The organism is Agrobacterium sp. CFBP2214 (assembly GCF_030209895.1).
Classification (GTDB): Bacteria; Pseudomonadota; Alphaproteobacteria; order Rhizobiales; family Rhizobiaceae; genus Agrobacterium; species Agrobacterium radiobacter.
The window spans coordinates 654,557-672,744 of record NZ_JARVRC010000003.1 but is presented as its reverse complement, the minus strand read 5'-3'; the positions used below and the strand labels follow the sequence as shown (position 1 = coordinate 672,744).

14 protein-coding genes are annotated in these 18,188 nt (G+C 59.3%); 5 read left to right on the top strand and 9 right to left on the bottom strand.

The annotated features are described in order from the left end of the window. Positions 1-48 precede the first annotated feature (48 nt). Positions 49-609: a dual specificity protein phosphatase family protein gene (locus tag QRN60_RS10625; protein ID WP_035212709.1), complete on the top strand. Its 561-nt coding sequence runs from the start codon at positions 49-51 to the stop codon at positions 607-609. A 133-nt stretch (positions 610-742) separates the two neighbouring features. On the opposite strand, the gene QRN60_RS10620 is transcribed toward QRN60_RS10625, so the two are convergent. Continuing rightward, complete coding sequence (locus QRN60_RS10620) at positions 743-2,002, bottom strand: AGE family epimerase/isomerase (RefSeq protein WP_162686237.1); 1,260 nt, start codon at positions 2,000-2,002, stop codon at positions 743-745. A gap of 178 nt (positions 2,003-2,180) precedes the next feature. Between QRN60_RS10620 and metH the strand changes: the two genes are divergently transcribed. Continuing rightward, positions 2,181-5,954, top strand: a complete 3,774-nt coding sequence (gene metH, locus QRN60_RS10615) for a methionine synthase (RefSeq protein WP_004430640.1) — start codon at positions 2,181-2,183, stop codon at positions 5,952-5,954. 70 nt (positions 5,955-6,024) lie between these two features. On the opposite strand, the gene QRN60_RS10610 is transcribed toward metH, so the two are convergent. Together QRN60_RS10610 and QRN60_RS10605 are read right to left on the bottom strand one after the other, a co-directional pair. Next, positions 6,025-7,356, bottom strand: a complete 1,332-nt coding sequence (locus tag QRN60_RS10610) for an MFS transporter (RefSeq protein WP_060727421.1) — start codon at positions 7,354-7,356, stop codon at positions 6,025-6,027. Between the two features lie 78 nt (positions 7,357-7,434). Further along, positions 7,435-8,211 (bottom strand): AAA family ATPase, encoded by a 777-nt coding sequence (locus QRN60_RS10605; protein ID WP_129564908.1) that lies wholly within the window; start codon positions 8,209-8,211, stop codon positions 7,435-7,437. A 289-nt stretch (positions 8,212-8,500) separates the two neighbouring features. Here QRN60_RS10605 and QRN60_RS10600 point away from each other — a divergent pair, with 289 nt between their 5' ends. Continuing rightward, a complete protein-coding gene (locus QRN60_RS10600) occupies positions 8,501-9,181 on the top strand; it encodes a hypothetical protein (RefSeq protein ID WP_233282900.1) in 681 nt (226 codons plus the stop codon). 41 nt (positions 9,182-9,222) lie between these two features. Here QRN60_RS10600 and QRN60_RS10595 read toward each other — a convergent pair whose 3' ends face one another. The 6 genes from QRN60_RS10595 to QRN60_RS10570 form a co-directional block, all read right to left on the bottom strand. Further along, complete coding sequence (locus tag QRN60_RS10595) at positions 9,223-10,266, bottom strand: zinc-dependent alcohol dehydrogenase family protein (RefSeq protein ID WP_004430649.1); 1,044 nt, start codon at positions 10,264-10,266, stop codon at positions 9,223-9,225. A gap of 95 nt (positions 10,267-10,361) precedes the next feature. Then, on the bottom strand, positions 10,362-11,420 hold the full coding sequence (locus tag QRN60_RS10590; protein ID WP_060725118.1) for an ABC transporter ATP-binding protein: 1,059 nt from the start codon (positions 11,418-11,420) through the stop codon (positions 10,362-10,364). Positions 11,421-11,433: 13 nt separating this feature from the next. After that, on the bottom strand, positions 11,434-12,216 hold the full coding sequence (locus tag QRN60_RS10585) for an ABC transporter permease (RefSeq protein ID WP_004430656.1): 783 nt from the start codon (positions 12,214-12,216) through the stop codon (positions 11,434-11,436). Next, entirely contained in the window at positions 12,213-13,097 is an 885-nt protein-coding gene (locus tag QRN60_RS10580; RefSeq protein WP_004430658.1) for an ABC transporter permease, read from the bottom strand. The genes QRN60_RS10585 and QRN60_RS10580 overlap by 4 nt, the downstream gene beginning before the upstream one ends. A 102-nt stretch (positions 13,098-13,199) precedes the next feature. Next, positions 13,200-14,306: an ABC transporter substrate-binding protein gene (locus QRN60_RS10575; RefSeq protein WP_004430660.1), complete on the bottom strand. Its 1,107-nt coding sequence runs from the start codon at positions 14,304-14,306 to the stop codon at positions 13,200-13,202. 290 nt (positions 14,307-14,596) lie between these two features. Continuing rightward, positions 14,597-15,475: a MurR/RpiR family transcriptional regulator gene (locus tag QRN60_RS10570; protein ID WP_026363416.1), complete on the bottom strand. Its 879-nt coding sequence runs from the start codon at positions 15,473-15,475 to the stop codon at positions 14,597-14,599. Between the two features lie 176 nt (positions 15,476-15,651). On the opposite strand from QRN60_RS10570, the gene QRN60_RS10565 reads away from it, so the two are divergent. Both QRN60_RS10565 and QRN60_RS10560 read left to right on the top strand, forming a co-directional pair. After that, the gene (locus tag QRN60_RS10565; protein WP_020813584.1) at positions 15,652-16,425 is read left to right on the top strand and encodes an N-formylglutamate amidohydrolase; all 774 of its coding nucleotides are present in this window, start codon (positions 15,652-15,654) and stop codon (positions 16,423-16,425) included. 213 nt (positions 16,426-16,638) lie between these two features. After that, a complete protein-coding gene (locus QRN60_RS10560; protein WP_004430663.1) occupies positions 16,639-18,153 on the top strand; it encodes an amino acid permease in 1,515 nt (504 codons plus the stop codon). The last annotated feature ends 35 nt before the right edge of the window (positions 18,154-18,188 follow it).

The following is an 18,188-nucleotide window of genomic DNA, read 5'->3' as shown; positions in this document are numbered from 1 at the left end:
TGCGATGCCACTTCCCCCTTCATTCGATTGATGTCGCGGGTTGATGTTTTGCGTATTGTTTTGAAGTTTCTGAAAATAACGGCCATTGGCCTTGTCGCCCTGCCGGTTCTGGCGGGTGCGCATATGGGCATCGGCCAGCTGACCGGAAATTTCCACGAAGTCATTCCCGGCGAACTCTATCGTTCGGCCCAGCCGAGCGGCAAGGACATCGCGGCCTATGCCAAGGCCTATGGCATCAAGACGATCATCAACCTGCGCGATGAAAAGCGTGAAGGCTGGTATGAAGCCGAAAGCCGCGCGGCGAAAAACAATGGCATCCGGCTTGTCGATTATCCGCTGAGTTCAAGCGAAAAGGTCTCGGTGGAGGATTCGGAAACGCTGGCGGCCGTGCTGCGCAATGCGGAAAAGCCTGTTCTCATCCACTGTGAACATGGCGCCAACCGCACCGGGCTTGCCTCCGCCATCTATGTGGCTGCTGTGGCTGGCAAGGGCGAAGCGGCAGCCGAGTTTCAGCTTTCGCCCTATTACGGGCATGTGCCGATCCCCGGAATCGGGCGCTATGAAATGTACCAGTCCTGGGATGATTTCGAGGAAACCATCGGGTTTTGAGGGTTGCTTTATGCTCGACGTCATCCTCGGCCCTGTGCCGAGGATCCAGCCACTTTGCGTCCGATACATAGGCCGCAGATGCTCGGGACAAGCCCGAGCATGACGGCAGAGGGGCTATTGGCCGCAGAGCGCCTTAATAATCCCCGCCGCTTTCCTTGATCACCTTCGTCAGGCTGCCCGTCGCCGGGAAAAGCGGGATGAGGCAGGCCTGGAGCGCATGATAGATATCGCCCTTGCCTGGGAATAGCGTGTGGGCGGGAACCAGATCTTCCGTCAGTTCTTCATGCCAGCCGCCATTGGCATGGTCGATGAAGTTGTTGGCGATGGTGCTCCAGATGCGACGATAGCTGTCTTCGTAGAAGCCATCCGCCGGCAGGTTCTCGTTGAGGAAATGGGCCGCACCCGCCGCCTCGGACATGGGCCACCAGAGCTTTGCCCGCTTGTCGGGATTGTCATTCCAGTCCAGCGTATAAAAGAAGCCGCCCTTTTCCCGGTCCCAGCCCAGCGCCATGGACTGCACGAAGAGGGATTTGGCCGCGACCGGCATCCAGTCGTGGCGGCGTTCGCCCAGTATCCACAATTGCAGGATGAGGCGCGCCCATTCCAGCCAGTGGCCGGGGGTGGAGCCGGAGGGGCGGAACATTTCGTTGCCGCGATAGTCCTTGTCCAGCGTCCAGTTGTCGTCGAAATGCTCGGGCACGCGGAAATCCAGCTCGCCGGCGCGGCGACGGATGACGAGATCGGCGATGCGTTCGGCCTTGCTGAGATAGTTATTGTCGCCGGTCACCTCATAGGCGGCCATCAGCGCTTCGGTGAGGTGCATATTGGAGTTCTGGCCGCGATAATTGTCGATGGGCGACCAGTCGCGATTGAATTCCTCGGCGATGGCGCCATGTTTTTCTTCCCAGAAACGACTTTCCAGCACTTCGGTAATATCAGCCAGCATCCGGTCGGCCAGCGGGTGGCCGACGGTCTTGGCGGAAGAGGCGGCCAGAAGCACGAAGGCGTGGCCATAACCCTGCTTGGTGGCGTCCACTGGGCCGGCATCGTTCACCTGCCAGAAATAACCGCCATGTTCGCCATCGCGGTGTTTGTTCCAGAGATAGGTCATGCCGTGGTCGACGATATCGCCGCAGCCCGGCCGGCCGAGCAGGTGGCCGATGGAGAAGCAATGCACCATGCGCGCAGAGGCATGGATGCCGCGCACGGGATCGTTTGCCTGCAGCGGCGCGCCCTTGGCGTCGAGATCGAAGAAACCGCCGGCGGGATTGAGGGCGCGATACTGGAAGAAGTCGAAAAGTCCCTCGGCCTGTTTCACCAGCCACTGGCGGTGCCAGGGCAGGGTATTCCAGTTGCGGCTGTTGTGATCGTCTTCGGGCATTGCGTCCTCCATGCGTTTGCTGCTTCGGCTTATATCCTTGCCGTATAAACCTGTCATCTGTCAGCGATATTTCGTAACGTGACGCAACGACGCAAAGCCATGCCTGTCCCTTGAAGATATATTGACATAAACATATCTTTATGTGACTTGACGACTTGCGATCTTGCAAATCGAAATGAGGAGTGTGCCCGTGTTTGACGATCTGTTTGGCCCTGAAGGGGCAAAGCGCGACGGCGCGGAAATTTTCAAGGCGCTGCGCGAGGCTGCCAGCGAACGCATCCTCATTCTCGACGGTGCCATGGGCACGCAGATCCAGGGTCTGGGTTTTGACGAAGACCATTTTCGCGGCGACCGTTTCATCGGCTGCGCCTGTCACCAGAAGGGCAATAACGACCTTCTGATCCTGACCCAGCCCGACGCCATCGAAGAAATTCACTACCGCTACGCCATGGCGGGTGCGGATATTCTCGAGACCAACACGTTTTCGTCCACACGCATCGCGCAGGCCGATTACGAGATGGAAAATGCGGTCTACGATCTCAACCGCGAAGGGGCGCAGATTGTCCGCCGCGCCGCCCAGCGCGCCGAGCGGGAAGACGGCCGCCGCCGTTTCGTGGCCGGCGCCATCGGCCCGACCAACCGCACGGCCTCTATTTCGCCTGACGTGAACAATCCCGGTTACCGCGCCGTCACCTTCGACGATCTGCGCATTGCCTATGGCGAGCAGATCGACGGCCTGATCGACGGCGGTGCCGATATCATCCTCATCGAGACGATTTTCGATACGCTGAACGCCAAGGCGGCGATATTCGCCTGCGAGGAGCGTTTCGAGGCCAAGGGCATCCGCCTGCCGGTGATGATCTCAGGCACGATTACCGACCTCTCCGGCCGCACGCTTTCCGGTCAGACGCCTTCGGCGTTCTGGAATTCGGTGCGTCACGCCAACCCCTTCACCATCGGCCTGAACTGTGCGCTTGGTGCGGATGCGATGCGTCCGCATCTGCAGGAACTGTCTGACGTCGCCGATACCTTCGTCTGCGCCTATCCCAATGCCGGCCTGCCGAACGAATTCGGTCAGTATGACGAAACGCCTGAGATGATGGCGCGGCAGGTGGAAGGCTTCGTGCGCGACGGTCTCGTCAACATCGTCGGCGGCTGCTGCGGTTCGACGCCCGAGCATATCCGGGCGATTGCCGAAGCGGTCAAGGATTACAAGCCGCGCCCGATTCCCGAGCACAAGCCCTTCATGTCGCTTTCCGGCCTTGAGCCCTTCGTGCTGACCAAGGACATTCCCTTCGTCAATGTCGGCGAACGCACCAACGTCACCGGCTCGGCCAAGTTCCGTAAGCTCATCACCGCTGGCGACTATACGGCGGCTCTCGCCGTTGCCCGTGACCAGGTGGAAAACGGTGCACAGATCATCGACATCAACATGGATGAAGGCCTGATCGATTCCGAAAAGGCGATGGTGGAGTTTTTGAACCTCATCGCCGCCGAGCCTGACATCGCCCGCGTGCCTGTCATGATCGATAGCTCGAAGTTCGAGATCATCGAAGCCGGCCTGAAATGCGTTCAGGGCAAGCCCATCGTCAACTCGATTTCGCTGAAGGAAGGCGAGGAGAAGTTTCTCCAGCAGGCGCGGCTCGTTCACAATTACGGTGCGGCGGTCGTCGTCATGGCCTTTGACGAGGTCGGACAGGCCGATACCTATCAGCGCAAGGTGGAAATCTGCTCGCGCGCCTATAAGCTGCTGACCGAAAAGGCCGGCCTGTCGCCTGAGGACATCATCTTCGATCCGAACGTTTTTGCGGTGGCGACGGGTATCGAAGAGCACAATAATTACGGCGTTGATTTCATCGAGGCCACCAAGACCATCCGCGAAACCATGCCGCTCACGCATATTTCCGGCGGTGTTTCCAACCTGTCCTTCTCCTTCCGCGGCAACGAGCCGGTGCGTGAGGCGATGCATGCCGTGTTCCTCTACCACGCCATTCAGGTCGGCATGGATATGGGCATCGTCAATGCCGGGCAGCTTGCGGTTTACGACAATATCGATGCGGAACTGCGCGAGGCCTGCGAGGACGTGGTGCTGAACCGCCGCGACGACGCGACGGAGCGTCTGCTCGAGGTGGCTGAGCGTTTCCGCGGCACAGGCGCCAAGGACACCAAGGTGCAGGACCTCTCCTGGCGCGAACTTCCCGTCGAGAAGCGTCTGGAACATGCGCTGGTCAACGGTATCACCGATTTCATCGAGGCCGATACGGAAGAGGCGCGCCAGAAGGCGGAGCGTCCGCTGCACGTCATCGAAGGGCCGCTGATGGCCGGCATGAATGTGGTCGGCGACCTCTTCGGTTCGGGCAAGATGTTCCTGCCGCAGGTGGTGAAATCCGCCCGCGTGATGAAACAGGCCGTGGCCGTGCTGCTTCCTTACATGGAAGAGGAAAAACGCCTCAATGGCGGGTCTGAGCGTAGTGCTGCCGGCAAGGTGCTGATGGCAACCGTGAAGGGCGACGTGCACGATATCGGCAAGAACATCGTCGGCGTCGTCCTCGCCTGCAACAATTACGAGATCATCGATCTTGGCGTGATGGTGCCGACGACGAAAATCCTTGAAACGGCTATTGCCGAAAAGGTTGACGTGATCGGCCTTTCGGGCCTCATCACGCCATCGCTGGATGAGATGGTGCATGTGGCGGCCGAAATGGAGCGGCAGGGTTTCGACATTCCGCTTCTGATCGGCGGCGCAACGACGAGCCGCGTGCATACGGCCGTGAAAATTCATCCGCGCTACGAGCAGGGTCAGGCGATCTACGTCACCGATGCTTCGCGCGCGGTCGGCGTCGTGTCGGCACTTCTCTCCGCCGAGCAGAAGCCCGCTTATATCGATGGCATTCGCAGCGAATATGCCAAGGTGGCGGAGGCCCATGCCCGCAACGAGCGCGAAAAGCTGCGCCTGCCGCTTTCCCGTGCCCGGGAGAATGCGCACAAGATCGACTGGTCGAGCTATAGCGCCGTCAAGCCGCAGTTCTTCGGCACCAAGGTGTTCGAAACCTACGATCTTGAGGAGCTTTCCCGTTACATCGACTGGACGCCGTTCTTCCAGACCTGGGAGTTGAAGGGCCGTTTCCCGGCGATCCTCGAGGATGAAAAGCAGGGTGAAGCGGCGCGTCAGCTTTATAGCGATGCGCAGGCCATGCTGAAGAAGATCATCGAGGAGAACTGGTTCCGGCCACGCGCGGTAATCGGGTTCTGGCCCGCCAATGCGGTGGGCGACGATATCAGGCTGTTCACGGATGAGAGCCGCAAGGAAGAGCTTGCGACCTTCTTCACGCTGCGCCAGCAGCTTTCCAAGCGCGACGGTCGTCCCAATGTGGCGCTGTCCGACTTCGTGGCGCCTGTCGATAGCGGCGTTGCCGATTATGTCGGTGGTTTCGTGGTGACGGCGGGTATCGAGGAAGTGGCGATTGCCGAGCGTTTCGAGCGGGCGAATGACGATTATTCGTCCATCCTCGTCAAGGCGCTGGCCGACCGCTTTGCGGAAGCTTTTGCCGAGCGCATGCATGAGCGCGTCCGCAAGGAGTTCTGGGGTTATGCGCCGGACGAAGCGTTTGCCGGCGACGAGCTGATCGGCGAGGCCTATGCCGGTATCCGCCCCGCGCCCGGCTATCCGGCCCAGCCCGATCACACCGAAAAGAAGACGCTGTTTGCCCTGCTCGACGCCACCAATGCGGCGGGCGTGGAACTGACGGAGAGCTATGCCATGTGGCCCGGCTCGTCGGTGTCAGGCCTCTATATCGGCCACCCCGAGAGCTATTATTTCGGTGTCGCCAAGGTGGAGCGCGACCAGGTGCTGGATTATGCCCGCCGCAAGGATATGCCGGTGGAAGAGGTGGAGCGCTGGCTCGGGCCTGTTCTCAACTACGTGCCGACGAATGCTGCCGAGGAAATCGACAGCGCTGCGTGAGGTTTCACTCATCGTCGTTGAAATAAAAAAGCGCGGGTTTTGCCCGCGCTTTTTTTGTTAACTGTTGAACTTACGACCTTAACGCCGCCAGTTCCTCGATGCCGACATGGCTCTCGATCTCGCTGCCGCGCAGATAGAGGTAGAGGCCGATCGCGAAGGCGAGGATGGCGATGAAGACCAGATACCAGGCATGGGCCATCGGATTGATCGCAAGCGCCGTCGTCACGCCGATCGGCGTCAGCCCGCCAAAGACGGCATAGGAGACGTTGTAGGCGAAGGAGAGGCCAGAGAACCGGACCGATGCCGGGAAGGCGCGAACCATGACATAGGGCACCGCACCCGCCATGCCGACCGAGAGGCCCATCACGCCATAAAGCACGAACATGGTCTGAAGCGAGGTGCCGGCGTAGCTGTAGAAGGTGAAGGTGGCGATGCCGAAAAAGATGCTCGCGCCCATGAAGAAGAGGCCGGAGCCGATACGGTCGATCAGGGCGCCGGCGATGATGACGCCGAAGATCAGGAACAGCGTGCCGAAGCTGGTGCCGGCGAGCGCCTGCGTCGGGGTGTAGCCATAGAGCTTCTGCAGGAAGGTGGCGGTCATCAGCGTCGTGACGACGATGGCGGCCGACAGAACCCATGTCAGCAGAGCGGAGATGATCACGCCACGCATATGGTGCTTCAGTACCAGCCCGAGCGGCAGCTTGTCCGTCAGCGATTTTGACTTCTTCATCTCCATGAAGATCGGCGTTTCTTCCAGCCAGCGGCGCAGATAAACAGCGATCAGGCCGAAAATGCCGCCGAGCAGGAAGGGAATGCGCCAGGCGTAACCGGCCACGTCTTCCGGTGTGAAGAGCGAGTTGATGGCGAAAGCGATTAGCGAGCCCAGCATGATGCCGAAAGAGAGGCCGGATGTGAGAAAACCGCAGGCAAGCCCGACGCGGCGGAACGGCACGTGTTCGGCAACGAAGGTCCAGGCCCCCGGTACTTCACCGCCGATGGCAGCACCCTGCAGCATGCGCAGGATGATGAGCAGGATGGGGGCGGCGACGCCGATGGTGGCGTAGGTCGGCATCAGCGCCATGCCCAGCGTGGAGAGGGCCATCAGCAGGATCGAGAAGGCAAAGACGCGCTTGCGGCCATAACGGTCGCCATAATGCGCGAGAACGATGCCGCCCAGCGGCCGCACCAGATAACCGGCGGCGAAGATGCCGAAGGTCTGGATCATCACCAGCCAGTCGGGCATTTCCGGCGGGAAAAACAGATGGCCGATGACAGTCGCGAAAAATACGAAAATGATGAAGTCGTAAAATTCGAGCGCACCGCCCAGGGCCGAAAGACCGAGAGTTTTGTAATCCTGGCTGTTGAGTGGCCGGGCTGCTGCCGGTGTGGTGGTGGGAGACATGAAGCTGCTTCTTTTCTAAATTACGTATTACTTATGGGCATGCGGCAAGCGCAGCGCGATTTCAAGCCTTATCGATGTTCAATCGCTCAGGTATTTCGAGGGACGGTCGAGGAAGCGTCGCAGGAAGCTGATGTTCTCCAGCTCGTCATAGAGGCGCTCGGTGACGCCATCCTCATCGAAACAATAAATCGTCGCCTCGGGAATGGCCAAGAGCACCGGTGAATGGGTGGCGATGATCAACTGGCCGCCACTATCGGCGGCGTCACGGATGAGGGCCGCCAGTTCGAGCTGTTTTTGCGGCGAAAGCGGGCTTTCCGATTCGTCGAGAAAATAGAGGCCGGCGCCATGGACCCGCCGGTGCAGAATGTCGAGAAAACCCTCGCCATGCGACCGCCGGTCTATGGCATTGTTCCTGATGATCCCGCGAAACGTCTCCGGAGTTTCCTCGGGAAAGTCTTCGCCTTTTTTCAGAGCCTTCTCCCGCTCCCAGCGAAAATCGTCCAGCGCCTCCTCATTCTGGCGACGGACATAACCGAGGACATCTTCCGCGCGCAGGAACATGCGAATCTTCGGATATTTCTTACGGGCGAAATAGAAAGACTTCGCCACGGTCTCGGCATGCTGGAGATAGAGGTCGCCGGCCACCTGGCCGTGATTGCCGATGGCATAAGCCGTCATCCCCGCCGCCAGCCCCTCCAGCAGCGTCGATTTGCCGGAGCCGTTATTGCCGGCAAAAAAGGTGATTGGCGTCTTGAATTCGAGGCGTTCCAGATGGCGCAGCGCCGGAACCGAGAAAGGGTAATCATCCCTCCCGCCCGTGCTTTCCTTCATGGTTACGCTGTCGAGAAACAGCATGTCGCAGTCCTTGCCAATATCCATCCTGTGCGGAGGTGGTGAGCCTCGGCGCGTCTTGGAGACCCGAGGTGTGTCAGTAGGACTGCAGTTTAACGTGGTCTGCGGCCTGCGCCAATGGCGCCGGACTGTTCGGTCTCAATTCGGCTTTGCAGGGCTATATTTCTTAGTGTATTATAAAATAATAATTCATAACTTGTAATATAGTATGATTTCGTATATACGATTGGACATAATAACTATTGTGTAATTAAAAGACTAAACCAGATATATACTCCGTATTAATACAGTGATGTCAATCGTCATGCATTCTCATTGCTGTTGTGGGGAATGGATGAATTACATTGCACTATTTTCCGCCGTGACCCTTTTTTCCGCGATATTCGCGAGTGGGGCAGAGGCGCGGAAGGTTCGATTATTTGCCATACCCGGATTTGGCGGCGGTGAGACGATCGATCTCGTCTATGATCTGCCGAACACTCCAGCTTTCCTTCGGGACGGGAATGCCCTCGATCTCGGTTATCTGAACGGTAGCACGAGCGGCTATGTTCTGTATAACGGCGACCGTTATACCAAGCTCAGCCATGCGGATATTGCGAGCCTGAAGGCGACGCTTGGTTTTGATCCAACGACCAAACACCGCATGGAACGGGCAGCCCGTGACGAGCAGAACAGCCGCTGGGGCTTCGTGATTTTCATCGCCGTGCTCGTGGTCGGCTTTTTTGTGTTCATCCACAAGGGGCTACAGATCATACGGTGGTTTGCGCGGTCACTGACGACACCAGCCGTCACTGACAGTGGCTCGGCGGACGCCGTGTCCGACCCGCTGGAAATTCGCAAGAAACAACTGTTGAACCGCCAATGGAGCGACAGCGAGGCGAATCCCGGCGCACGTGTGCCTGCACCTTCTTCAGGGCAGGCGCCTTCCCGGGCCAGCGCTCCTGTCCGGGCTTTCGGGCGCAGGAACGCCTGAGACTGACCCGGCTCCGACCGCGAACTGCCGCAGGACCCGGACTATTCGAACCGGTCTATGATGCTGATGCCGCTTTCCCTGAAGCTATCCATGGCGGGCAGGGCGGTTGCGGCCTCTGAAAGCGTGATGTGGCGGCCGATCAGTTTTTCCGGCGCGAGCTTGCCACTTTCGATCATGGCCAGCATGTCCTCGTAACGCCACGCCTGCATGCCGTGGCTGCCGTAGATTTCCAGCTCATGGGCGATCACCCGGGCCATGGGAATGGCGGGCATGGCATGGTCAGCGAGCATGAGGCCCACCTGTACATGACGTCCACGCCGGCGCAGGTTGCTGATGGAGTTGCAGCAGGTCTGCGGGTGGCCAAGGGCATCGACCGAGACATGCGCACCGCCGCCTGTCACCTCGCGCACGGCTTCGGCAACATCGGCAACCGTGCGGCTGTTGATTGTCGCGGTCGCGCCGAGCTGCCGGGCCATCTCAAGCTTGTCTTCGGCGATGTCGATGGCGACGACCTGCGCGCCAAGACCAGCGCCGATCATGATGGCGGAGAGGCCGACGCCGCCGCAGCCATGAACCGCCAGCCATTCGCCGCCCTTCAGGCGTCCCTGATCGGTCACGGCACGGAAGGAGGTGGCGAAACGGCAGCCGAGGCCGGCGGCGGTGGCGTAGCTCATCGATTGAGGCAGGTGCACGAGGTTCTGGTCGGCATAATCGATCGCGACATATTCGGCGAAGGAACCCCAATGGGTGAAGCCGGGCTGGAACTGCGCTTCGCAGACCTGCTGGTTGCCGGAACGGCATTCATGGCAATGGCCGCAGCCGGAGACGAAAGGAACGGTAACGCGGTCGCCGGTCTTGAAGCGGGTGACGTGTCTGCCGACCGCGGCGATGACGCCGGCAAATTCGTGGCCGGGAACGTGCGGCAGGCGAATATCCGGGTCATGCCCCATCCAGCCGTGCCAGTCGCTCCGGCACAGGCCCGTCGCTTTCACCGCGATGACGACGCCGCCATCGGTCGGTTCCGGATCGGGCAGGGATGCGACTACCGGGGTTTCGCCGAATCGTTCGTAATAAAGCGCGCGCATCATGGCCTCACATCGTTGGTATGCAGGTTCGAAGTGATACCTGCTCTACCATTTCCAGCAAGGGGGCGGAGCGGTTTTGCATCCGGAAAGGTGGTTCAGTCCTTGATGACCATCAGGTCGCCGGCCGCGAATTTCAGCGTCACCGGCTCACCGACGGCGGGGGGCGCTGTGCCGGGATCGTTGAACATGTCGAAAGACAGGGTCGAGCCGCCAAGATCGAGGCGGGTGCGGATGACGGAGCCGAGGAACTGGCTGGAGGTGACCGTGCCGGAAATGGCGACATCGCCTTTCGCATCACTGCCGAGCGAGCCCGCTTCCGGTCGCAGGGCAAGAGTAATTTTTTCGCCGTTCGCCGCATCGACCGGCTTGTGGAGGGTGATCTGCTGCTCTCCGACACGGATGGTGTTGGAGGAGGAATCCACGATGGTCGCGTCGATGAGGTTGAGCGTACCGACGAAGGAGGCGACGAAGCGGGTCGCGGGCTTGTTGTAAATATCGAAGGGCGAGCCGATCTGGTCGGCGCGGCCGCCATTCATGACAACGATCCGGTCGGAAATCGACAGGGCCTCTTCCTGATCGTGGGTCACGAAAATGGTGGTGATGCCGAGTTTCTGCTGGATCTGGCGGATTTCCTCCCGCAGCGAGACGCGGATCTTGGCGTCGAGCGCCGAAAGCGGTTCGTCGAGCAGAAGGACTTCCGGCTTCGGGGCCAGAGCGCGGGCAAGCGCCACGCGCTGCTGCTGGCCGCCCGACATCTGATAGGGGTAGCGGTCCGCCAGATGTTCCAGATGGATAAGCTGGAGCATTTCCTTCACGCGCGCATCGATCTCGGCTTTCGGCTTGCCGGCGACTTTGAGCCCGAAGGCGACGTTTTCATAGACGTTCATGTTGGGGAAAAGCGCGTAGGCCTGGAACACCATGCCGATATTGCGCTGATTGGGGCGGAGCGCCGTCTGGTCCTTCCCGTTGATGACGATCGATCCGCCGGTCGGAATTTCAAAACCGGCGATCATGCGCAGCACGGTGGTCTTGCCGCAGCCCGATGGTCCGAGAAAGGAGACGAATTCGCCCTTTTCGATGGCCATGTTGAAATCATGCACGACTTGCACGGAGCCGAAGGATTTCTTGATATTGCTAAGTGTCAAAAAGCTCATGAAAATCTTGTCCTCAGGCCTTGGGAGGCGCGCCCTTCTGGTAGCGTGAAACGAGTTGGATCAGACCCAGGCAACCCCAGGTGATGCCGAAGGAAATCACGGCAAGGGCCGCCGGTTCATAGGCGCGGTTGGCGCCGAGCAGCTGCATATAGGGGCCGAAGGCCGGGCGGTTCAAAAGGGCCGCCATGGTGAATTCACCGATGACGATGGCGAAGGTCAAGAACGCGCCCGAGAGCACGGCGACCAGAACATTGGGCAGGATGATGCGCGACAGGATCGTCGTCCAGCCCGCGCCAAGGCTTTGGGCTGCTTCCGTCAGCGTCGAGACGTCGATGGTTCTGAGGCCGGTGTCGACGGCGCGGTACATATAGGGCAGGGCAAGCGTGGCATATCCGAACATCAGAAGAAGGTTTGTGCCGAAGGTCGTGCCGGTCAGCGGCAGCCAGCTCGAGGTGTTGTAGAGACGGATGTAACCGAACACGATGACGATGGCCGGGATAACCAGCGGCAGAAGAGTAATGAATTCGATATAGGGCCGCAGGCCCGGCAGTTTCAGCCGCACCCAATAGGCGGTGGGCACAACAAGCAGAACGCCGAAGACGATGGTGAACAGCGCCATCACGACGGAATAGCTGAAGGTTTCCTGAAAACGCGGATCGGTAAGCACCTTGGCATAGGCGTCGAAGGAATATTCGCCGCGCCGCATTTTCAGCGAGAAGTTGGTCATGCCGATCAGCGGCAGGGCGAAATAGAGCAGGCCGAAAATCAGCGCGCCCCAGGCGAAGAAACGCTTCATTTCAGCCACCTTTCGCTGCGGGCGCGCAGCCAGATATAAAGTGCATTGGCGATGCCTGTGACGACGATCATGCCGAAGGCAAGCGCATAACCGAGATGCGGATTGCCGAGAACGTCGCCACGGATCTGCGCGAAAAGCAGGATCGGAACGATATTGAGCGAGGAACCGGTGAGCGCGATCGCGGTTGCCACCGCGCCGAAGGCGTTGGCAAACAGCAGCGACATGGTGCCAAGCAACGACGGCAAAAGGATGGGGAAGGCAACCATGCGCCAATATTGCAGGCCGGTTGCACCGAGAATTTCCGCCGCTTCGCGCCATTCGCGCTTCAGGCCATCAAGTGCCGGCGTGATGATGAGGATCATCAGCGGTATCTGGAAGAACAGATAGGTGACGGTGAGGCCCCAGAAAGACAGGATGTTGAAGCCCAAAAGCCTGAGATCAACGCCGACCTGCGTCTTCAGAAAAACGGTAAGCAGGCCGACCGGACCGAGCGTGGCGATGAAGGCAAAGGCGAGCGGCACGCCGGCAAATTGCGAAGCGACGCCGGAAAAGGTGAGAAGCGGGCCACGAATGCGCTGCGGCAGGCCACCCAGCACCACGGCTGCGGCCACGGCAAAGCCGATCAGGCAGCCGAGCGCTGCCGAGGCAAGGCTGATCTTGATCGAAATCCAGTAAGCGGCAAGGATCGATGAGGTGAAAAGCCCGGCAATGTTTTCCAGCGTGAAGCTGCCATCCGTCTGCTGAAACGCGCCGATGACGATCTTCATCGTCGGCAGGATCAGAAACAGCAGAACAAAAACGGCAAAAGGTACGATCCCTATCCAGTGAAGAGGCAGTTTCCTGCCCGCATCGGATGGTCCGCCGGTGTTGGTCGATGACATGCCTTGTCCCCAAACGCCGCTTTCAAAACGGTCTGTCTATTAAGGTATTCATTATAAAAGAAGCACCCCGGCTTTGATCGGCCGGGGTGCTTTTTCAACAGTTTACTTCACGTTCGCGCCGACGACTTTGTCCCAGCCGCCTGTGACGGCAGCCTTGTTGGCGTCCACTTCCTCGAGCGTCGGGAAGATCGCCTTTTCATAGGCTGCTGCCGGCGGCAGGCTGTCGATCAGTTCCTGCGGAACCTTGCCGGCCTTGACCATGGCGTTGAAGCGGATCGGGTGGCAATAGCCCTTCAGCCAGCCAAGCTGACCGTCGTCGGAGTAGAGATGCTCCATCCAGAGCTTTGCAGCGTTCGGATGCGGTGCGTAGGCGGAAATGCCCTGAACGTACACGCCGGCGAGAACGCCCTTCTCAGGAACGACAACTTCCGTCGGCGGGTTGTCGTTCAGCGTCTTCTTCCAGGAAAGGGCGTTATAGTCCCAGGCGATGATGATAGGGGTCGCACCCTGGGCCAGCGTGCCGGCCTTGCCGATGACCGGAAGGAAATTGCCCGCCTTGTTGAGGTCGGCGAAATACTTCAGGCCGGCTTCACCGGCTTCCTTGCCAGACTTCGCACCGGTGGAAAGACCGGCGGCGAGAACGCCGAGGATCGCCTGGTTGGAGGCGCGCGGATCGCCGGCAAGCGCTACCTGACCGGAATATTCCGGCTTCTGCAGGTCTGCCCAGTCCTTCGGCGTGTTCTTGACGAGGTCCTTGTTCACGAACATCGACATGACGCCGTAATAGTCGCCGTACCAGTAGCCTTCCGGATCCTTCACATTGTCAGGAATTTCGTCCCAGGTGGAGACCTTGTAAGGCTGCAGAAGGCCTTCGGCCTTCATCTGCGGGCCGAAGGCGAGACCGACGTCAACGACGTCAGGAGCCTGCGGGCCCTTGTTGTCCTTGTTCGCCTTGATGGCTTCGACTTCATCGGCGGAGCCGGCGTCGGGGTTCAGCTCGTTGACGGTGATTTCCGGGTATTTTGCCTTGAAAGCGGCAATCACGTCGCCGTAACCACACCAGTCGTGCGGCAGCGCGACGGTGGTCAACATGCCTTCCTTCTTGGCGGCGGCGATCAGTTCGGCGCTCGGTTCAGCGGCGGCAATCGCGGTGGAGGCGATGACCAGCGCGGTGGTCGTAGCAAGCAGTCGGCGGCAGTGAGAGATCACTTTTTTCTCCTCTTCGTGTTCTCATATTGCGGACGCTGATACGGATTCTCGATGAAGCTAATGTGACGGCCAGATTACAAATTATTTATCCGGATTCCGCCACTTTACACTCGTTTTCCGCCATTATCAGGATTGTATGCCTGTAATTGCGGGAGTTGCCCGTTGTCGTCCGTTAGACCAGATGCGTTCCCCAGCTTGGTGTTTTCCCCTGTTTTATCGTGCTGGTGGTGATGACAGGTATCCAATCAGCGTGCGGCATCCGCGTCAAGTCGTATGCCGGCTATGCAAATTCATGTTCTTTCCGGCCTGCGGAACAGCCGTGTCTGTTCAAACAGGCCTTCCAGCGCGTTCATGCGTTCCTTGGTTTCATCCCAGGTGCCGCTCTGCACCGCCTCGATCAGGGCTTCGACCACGAACAGGGTCACCACGGAGGAATCCCATGCCGAGGGAGCCTCGATCCTGACGCGGAAAATGTGCAGCGCATGGCGCGCCACCGGCGATGTCCATTGATCGGTGAAGAGGATGATCTGCACGCCGTTGGCCTTGGCCACCTCGGCGAGCGTCGTCATGTCGTGCTCGTAACGGCGGATGTCGAATATGACGAGCACGTCGCCGGCGCTCATGTTCAGCATATATTGCGGCCAGGCGCTGGAATTGGACGACATCAGCGTCGTCTTCGGGCGGATCACCTGCATATGGGTGAAGAAATATTCTGCAATCGCGCCGGTGATGCGCCCACCCACGAAATAGATGCTGCGCTTGCGGTCGGAAAGCAGCGCGGCGGCATTGTCGAAGACAGCGGTGTCGAGGTCACTCAGCGTATCGCGCAGATTGCCGGTAATGGCGTCGGCGAAGCGGTTGAGAATGTGCAGGCCGGGCGCATTGGTGGCCCAGCGGTCGTGTTTGGCGACGGGTCCGGAGATCGTTGCTTCCAGTTCCTGATGCAGATGCGCCTGAAATTCCGGATAGCCCTTATAACCGAGTTTCTGCACCATGCGCGCCACCGTTGGCGTCGAAACGCCGGCATTTTCCGCGATCGTGGTGATGCTGCCGAGGCCGGAGACGGGGTAGTTGCCGAGCAGGCTTTCCGCCAGCCGTTTTTCCGAACGGGTCAGCGCGCCGTAATGGGCATGGATGACATCCGACACGGTCGCCGTCGTGCTGCGCAAATTTTTCCCCTTTCCGGTCTTCTGCCGGTGCATGGCTAAAATAAACATCTGTGCCAGCTATCGAGTCAATGGGGAAAATGAAGAGAAAATTTCAAAATTCCATTTGACACTCGCAATAATGTGAAGAATTCTTTTCGTCATTGGCGGAACACGGGGTTTCCGGGTGGGGTTCGTGCATGACGGTGCGTTCACGGTTTTTCACAGAAGCGGAAGGGCAGGCCGTCGGCGTTGAGAATGCGGCGGCGAAAGGCGATGTCCTTCTCGTCTGCGAGCATGCCTCCGCCACCATCCCGCAGAAATACGGCACGTTGGGTCTTTCGCCGGAGGTGCTTTCGAGCCATGCGGCCTGGGATCCGGGCGCTCTCGCCGTTGCCCGGCTGCTTTCTGAAAAATTTGACGCCACGCTCGTCTACCAGCGGTTTTCGCGTCTCGTTTATGATTGCAACCGGCCGCCCGAATCGCCTTCCGCCATGCCGGTGAAAAGCGAGATTTACGATATTCCCGGCAATTTCGAGCTCAGCGAAGCGGAGCGGTTCGCCCGCACGTCAGCGCTTTATGTGCCGTTTCATGATCGGGTGAGCGAGATCATCGCTAAGCGGCAGGCGGATGGCCGCAAGGCGGTTGTGGTAACCATTCACAGTTTCACGCCCGTTTATCACGGCCGGTTCCGCGAGGTTGAGATCGGCATCCTGCACGATAGCGACAGCCGCCTGGCGGATGCGATGCTGGCGGGCGCCGAAGGATCTTCGCTCAGGGTCAATCGCAATGATCCTTATGGCCCGGAAGACGGTGTGACGCATACGCTACGGCTGCATGCGCTGCCGGACGGGCTTTTGAACGTCATGATCGAAATCCGCAACGATCTCATCGCCAATGAAGGAGATCAGGCGGCCATTGCCGGTTTTCTCCATGAGCTCATGGAGAAGGCGCTCTCATCGATTGACGGGTGAGGGAGCAAGGGCTGGCCGATGGTGAAAGCACCGGGGCCGGCCATTGAGACGAGACTGCCGCCATTCAATAAAGCCGGAAAGGCGCGAAGCGGCAAGGGAACAGCAAGTGCGTGCGGCAGAGCGAGGGAAGCACCCGCGTGAAGCCGGAAACTGGGGCACAATCGGCCAATAACGGCTGACTGGCTTGTTTTTTTCTTATCAGGAGAGAAGGGCATGGACAGTTCATCATCAGGCGTCAGCTACAAGAAGGCTGATGCATCCTATTTCGAAAAACGCGGACTATCCCGTTATGCGGGCGTGTGGTCGCTGTGGTCACTCGGCGTCGGCGCGGTCATATCAGGGCATTTTTCCGGATGGAATTTCGGCTTTTCCACCGGCGGCTGGGGCGGCATGCTGGTGGCGGGCATCATCATCGCCATCATGTATCTCGGGCTGACATTTTCGATCGCGGAAATGAGCCCGGCCTTGCCGCATACGGGTGCGGCCTATTCCTTCGCCCGCACGGCAATGGGTCCATGGGGCGGGTTCATCACCGGACTTTGCGAGAATGTCGAATATGTGCTGACGCCGGCGGTCGTCGTCACCTTCATCACGGCCTATGTGAACTCCATTCTCGGCCTTGATCCGGCCTATTCACCCTTCGTGTGGATAGCGTTCTATCTGATCTTCCTCGCGCTTAATGTTTTCGGACTTGAGCTTTCCTTCAAGGTCACCCTTGTTATCACGCTGATTTCGCTCGCCGTTCTGGTGTTCTTCTGGATCAGCGCCATTCCCAATATCGATTTTTCGCGTTTCGCGCTCAATATCGGTGTCGGACCTGATGGCAAGGCGGTGGAGCTGCCGGAAGGTGGCGGTTCCTTCTTCCCCTTCGGTTTCTCGGGCGTTCTCGCCACGCTGCCTTTCGCGGTCTGGCTGTTCCTCGCCATCGAGCAGCTGCCGCTGGCGGCTGAAGAATCGGTCGATCCCAAACGAGACATGCCCAAGGGCATCATTCTCGGCATGGTGACGCTGATGGTCTCGGCCTTCATGATCGTGCTGCTCAACCCATCCCTGCCGGGCGTTGGCGCTTTCCATCTCAGCTCCTCGCTCGAGCCGCTGCTTGATGGTTTCAAGGCGATCTACGGCGATGGCGGCGTGGTGGTACTGGGTCTCGTTGCCTTGACCGGCCTGATCGCCAGCTTCCATACGATCCTTTATGCGCAGGGCCGGCAGATCTATTCGCTGTCGCGTGCGGGTTATTTCCCGACCGTTCTGTCGATCACACACTCCAAATACCGCACACCGTATGTTGCCAATATCTCCGGCGCAATTGTCGGCCTCGCTGTCATGCTTGTCATCTGGTTCTCGCTGGGTGCGGAACAGGGTGGCAGCATCATCGGCAGCGTGCTTTTGAACATGGCAGTGTTCGGCGCGATGTTCTCCTACATCATGCAGGCGATTTCCTTCATTCTGCTGCGGAAAAACCTGCCGCATATCGAGCGGCCGTTCCGCTCGCCCTTCGGCATTCCGGGCGCGGTGCTGACTGTTATCATCGCCATCGTCACGCTGCTTTACCAGATCCAGGATCCAAACTTCACCAAGGGCGTGCTCTGGGTCGCCGTCTGGTTTGCCGTGGCGATCGCCTATTTTGCCTTTGTCGGACGCCATCGCCTCATCCTGTCGCCGGAAGAGGAATTCGCGATGGAGCACAAGCAGGCTGCGGTTACCGCAGCGGCTGCAAAGGCCTGATGCACAAACAAACGGGCGGCCGCATCCCGGCCGCC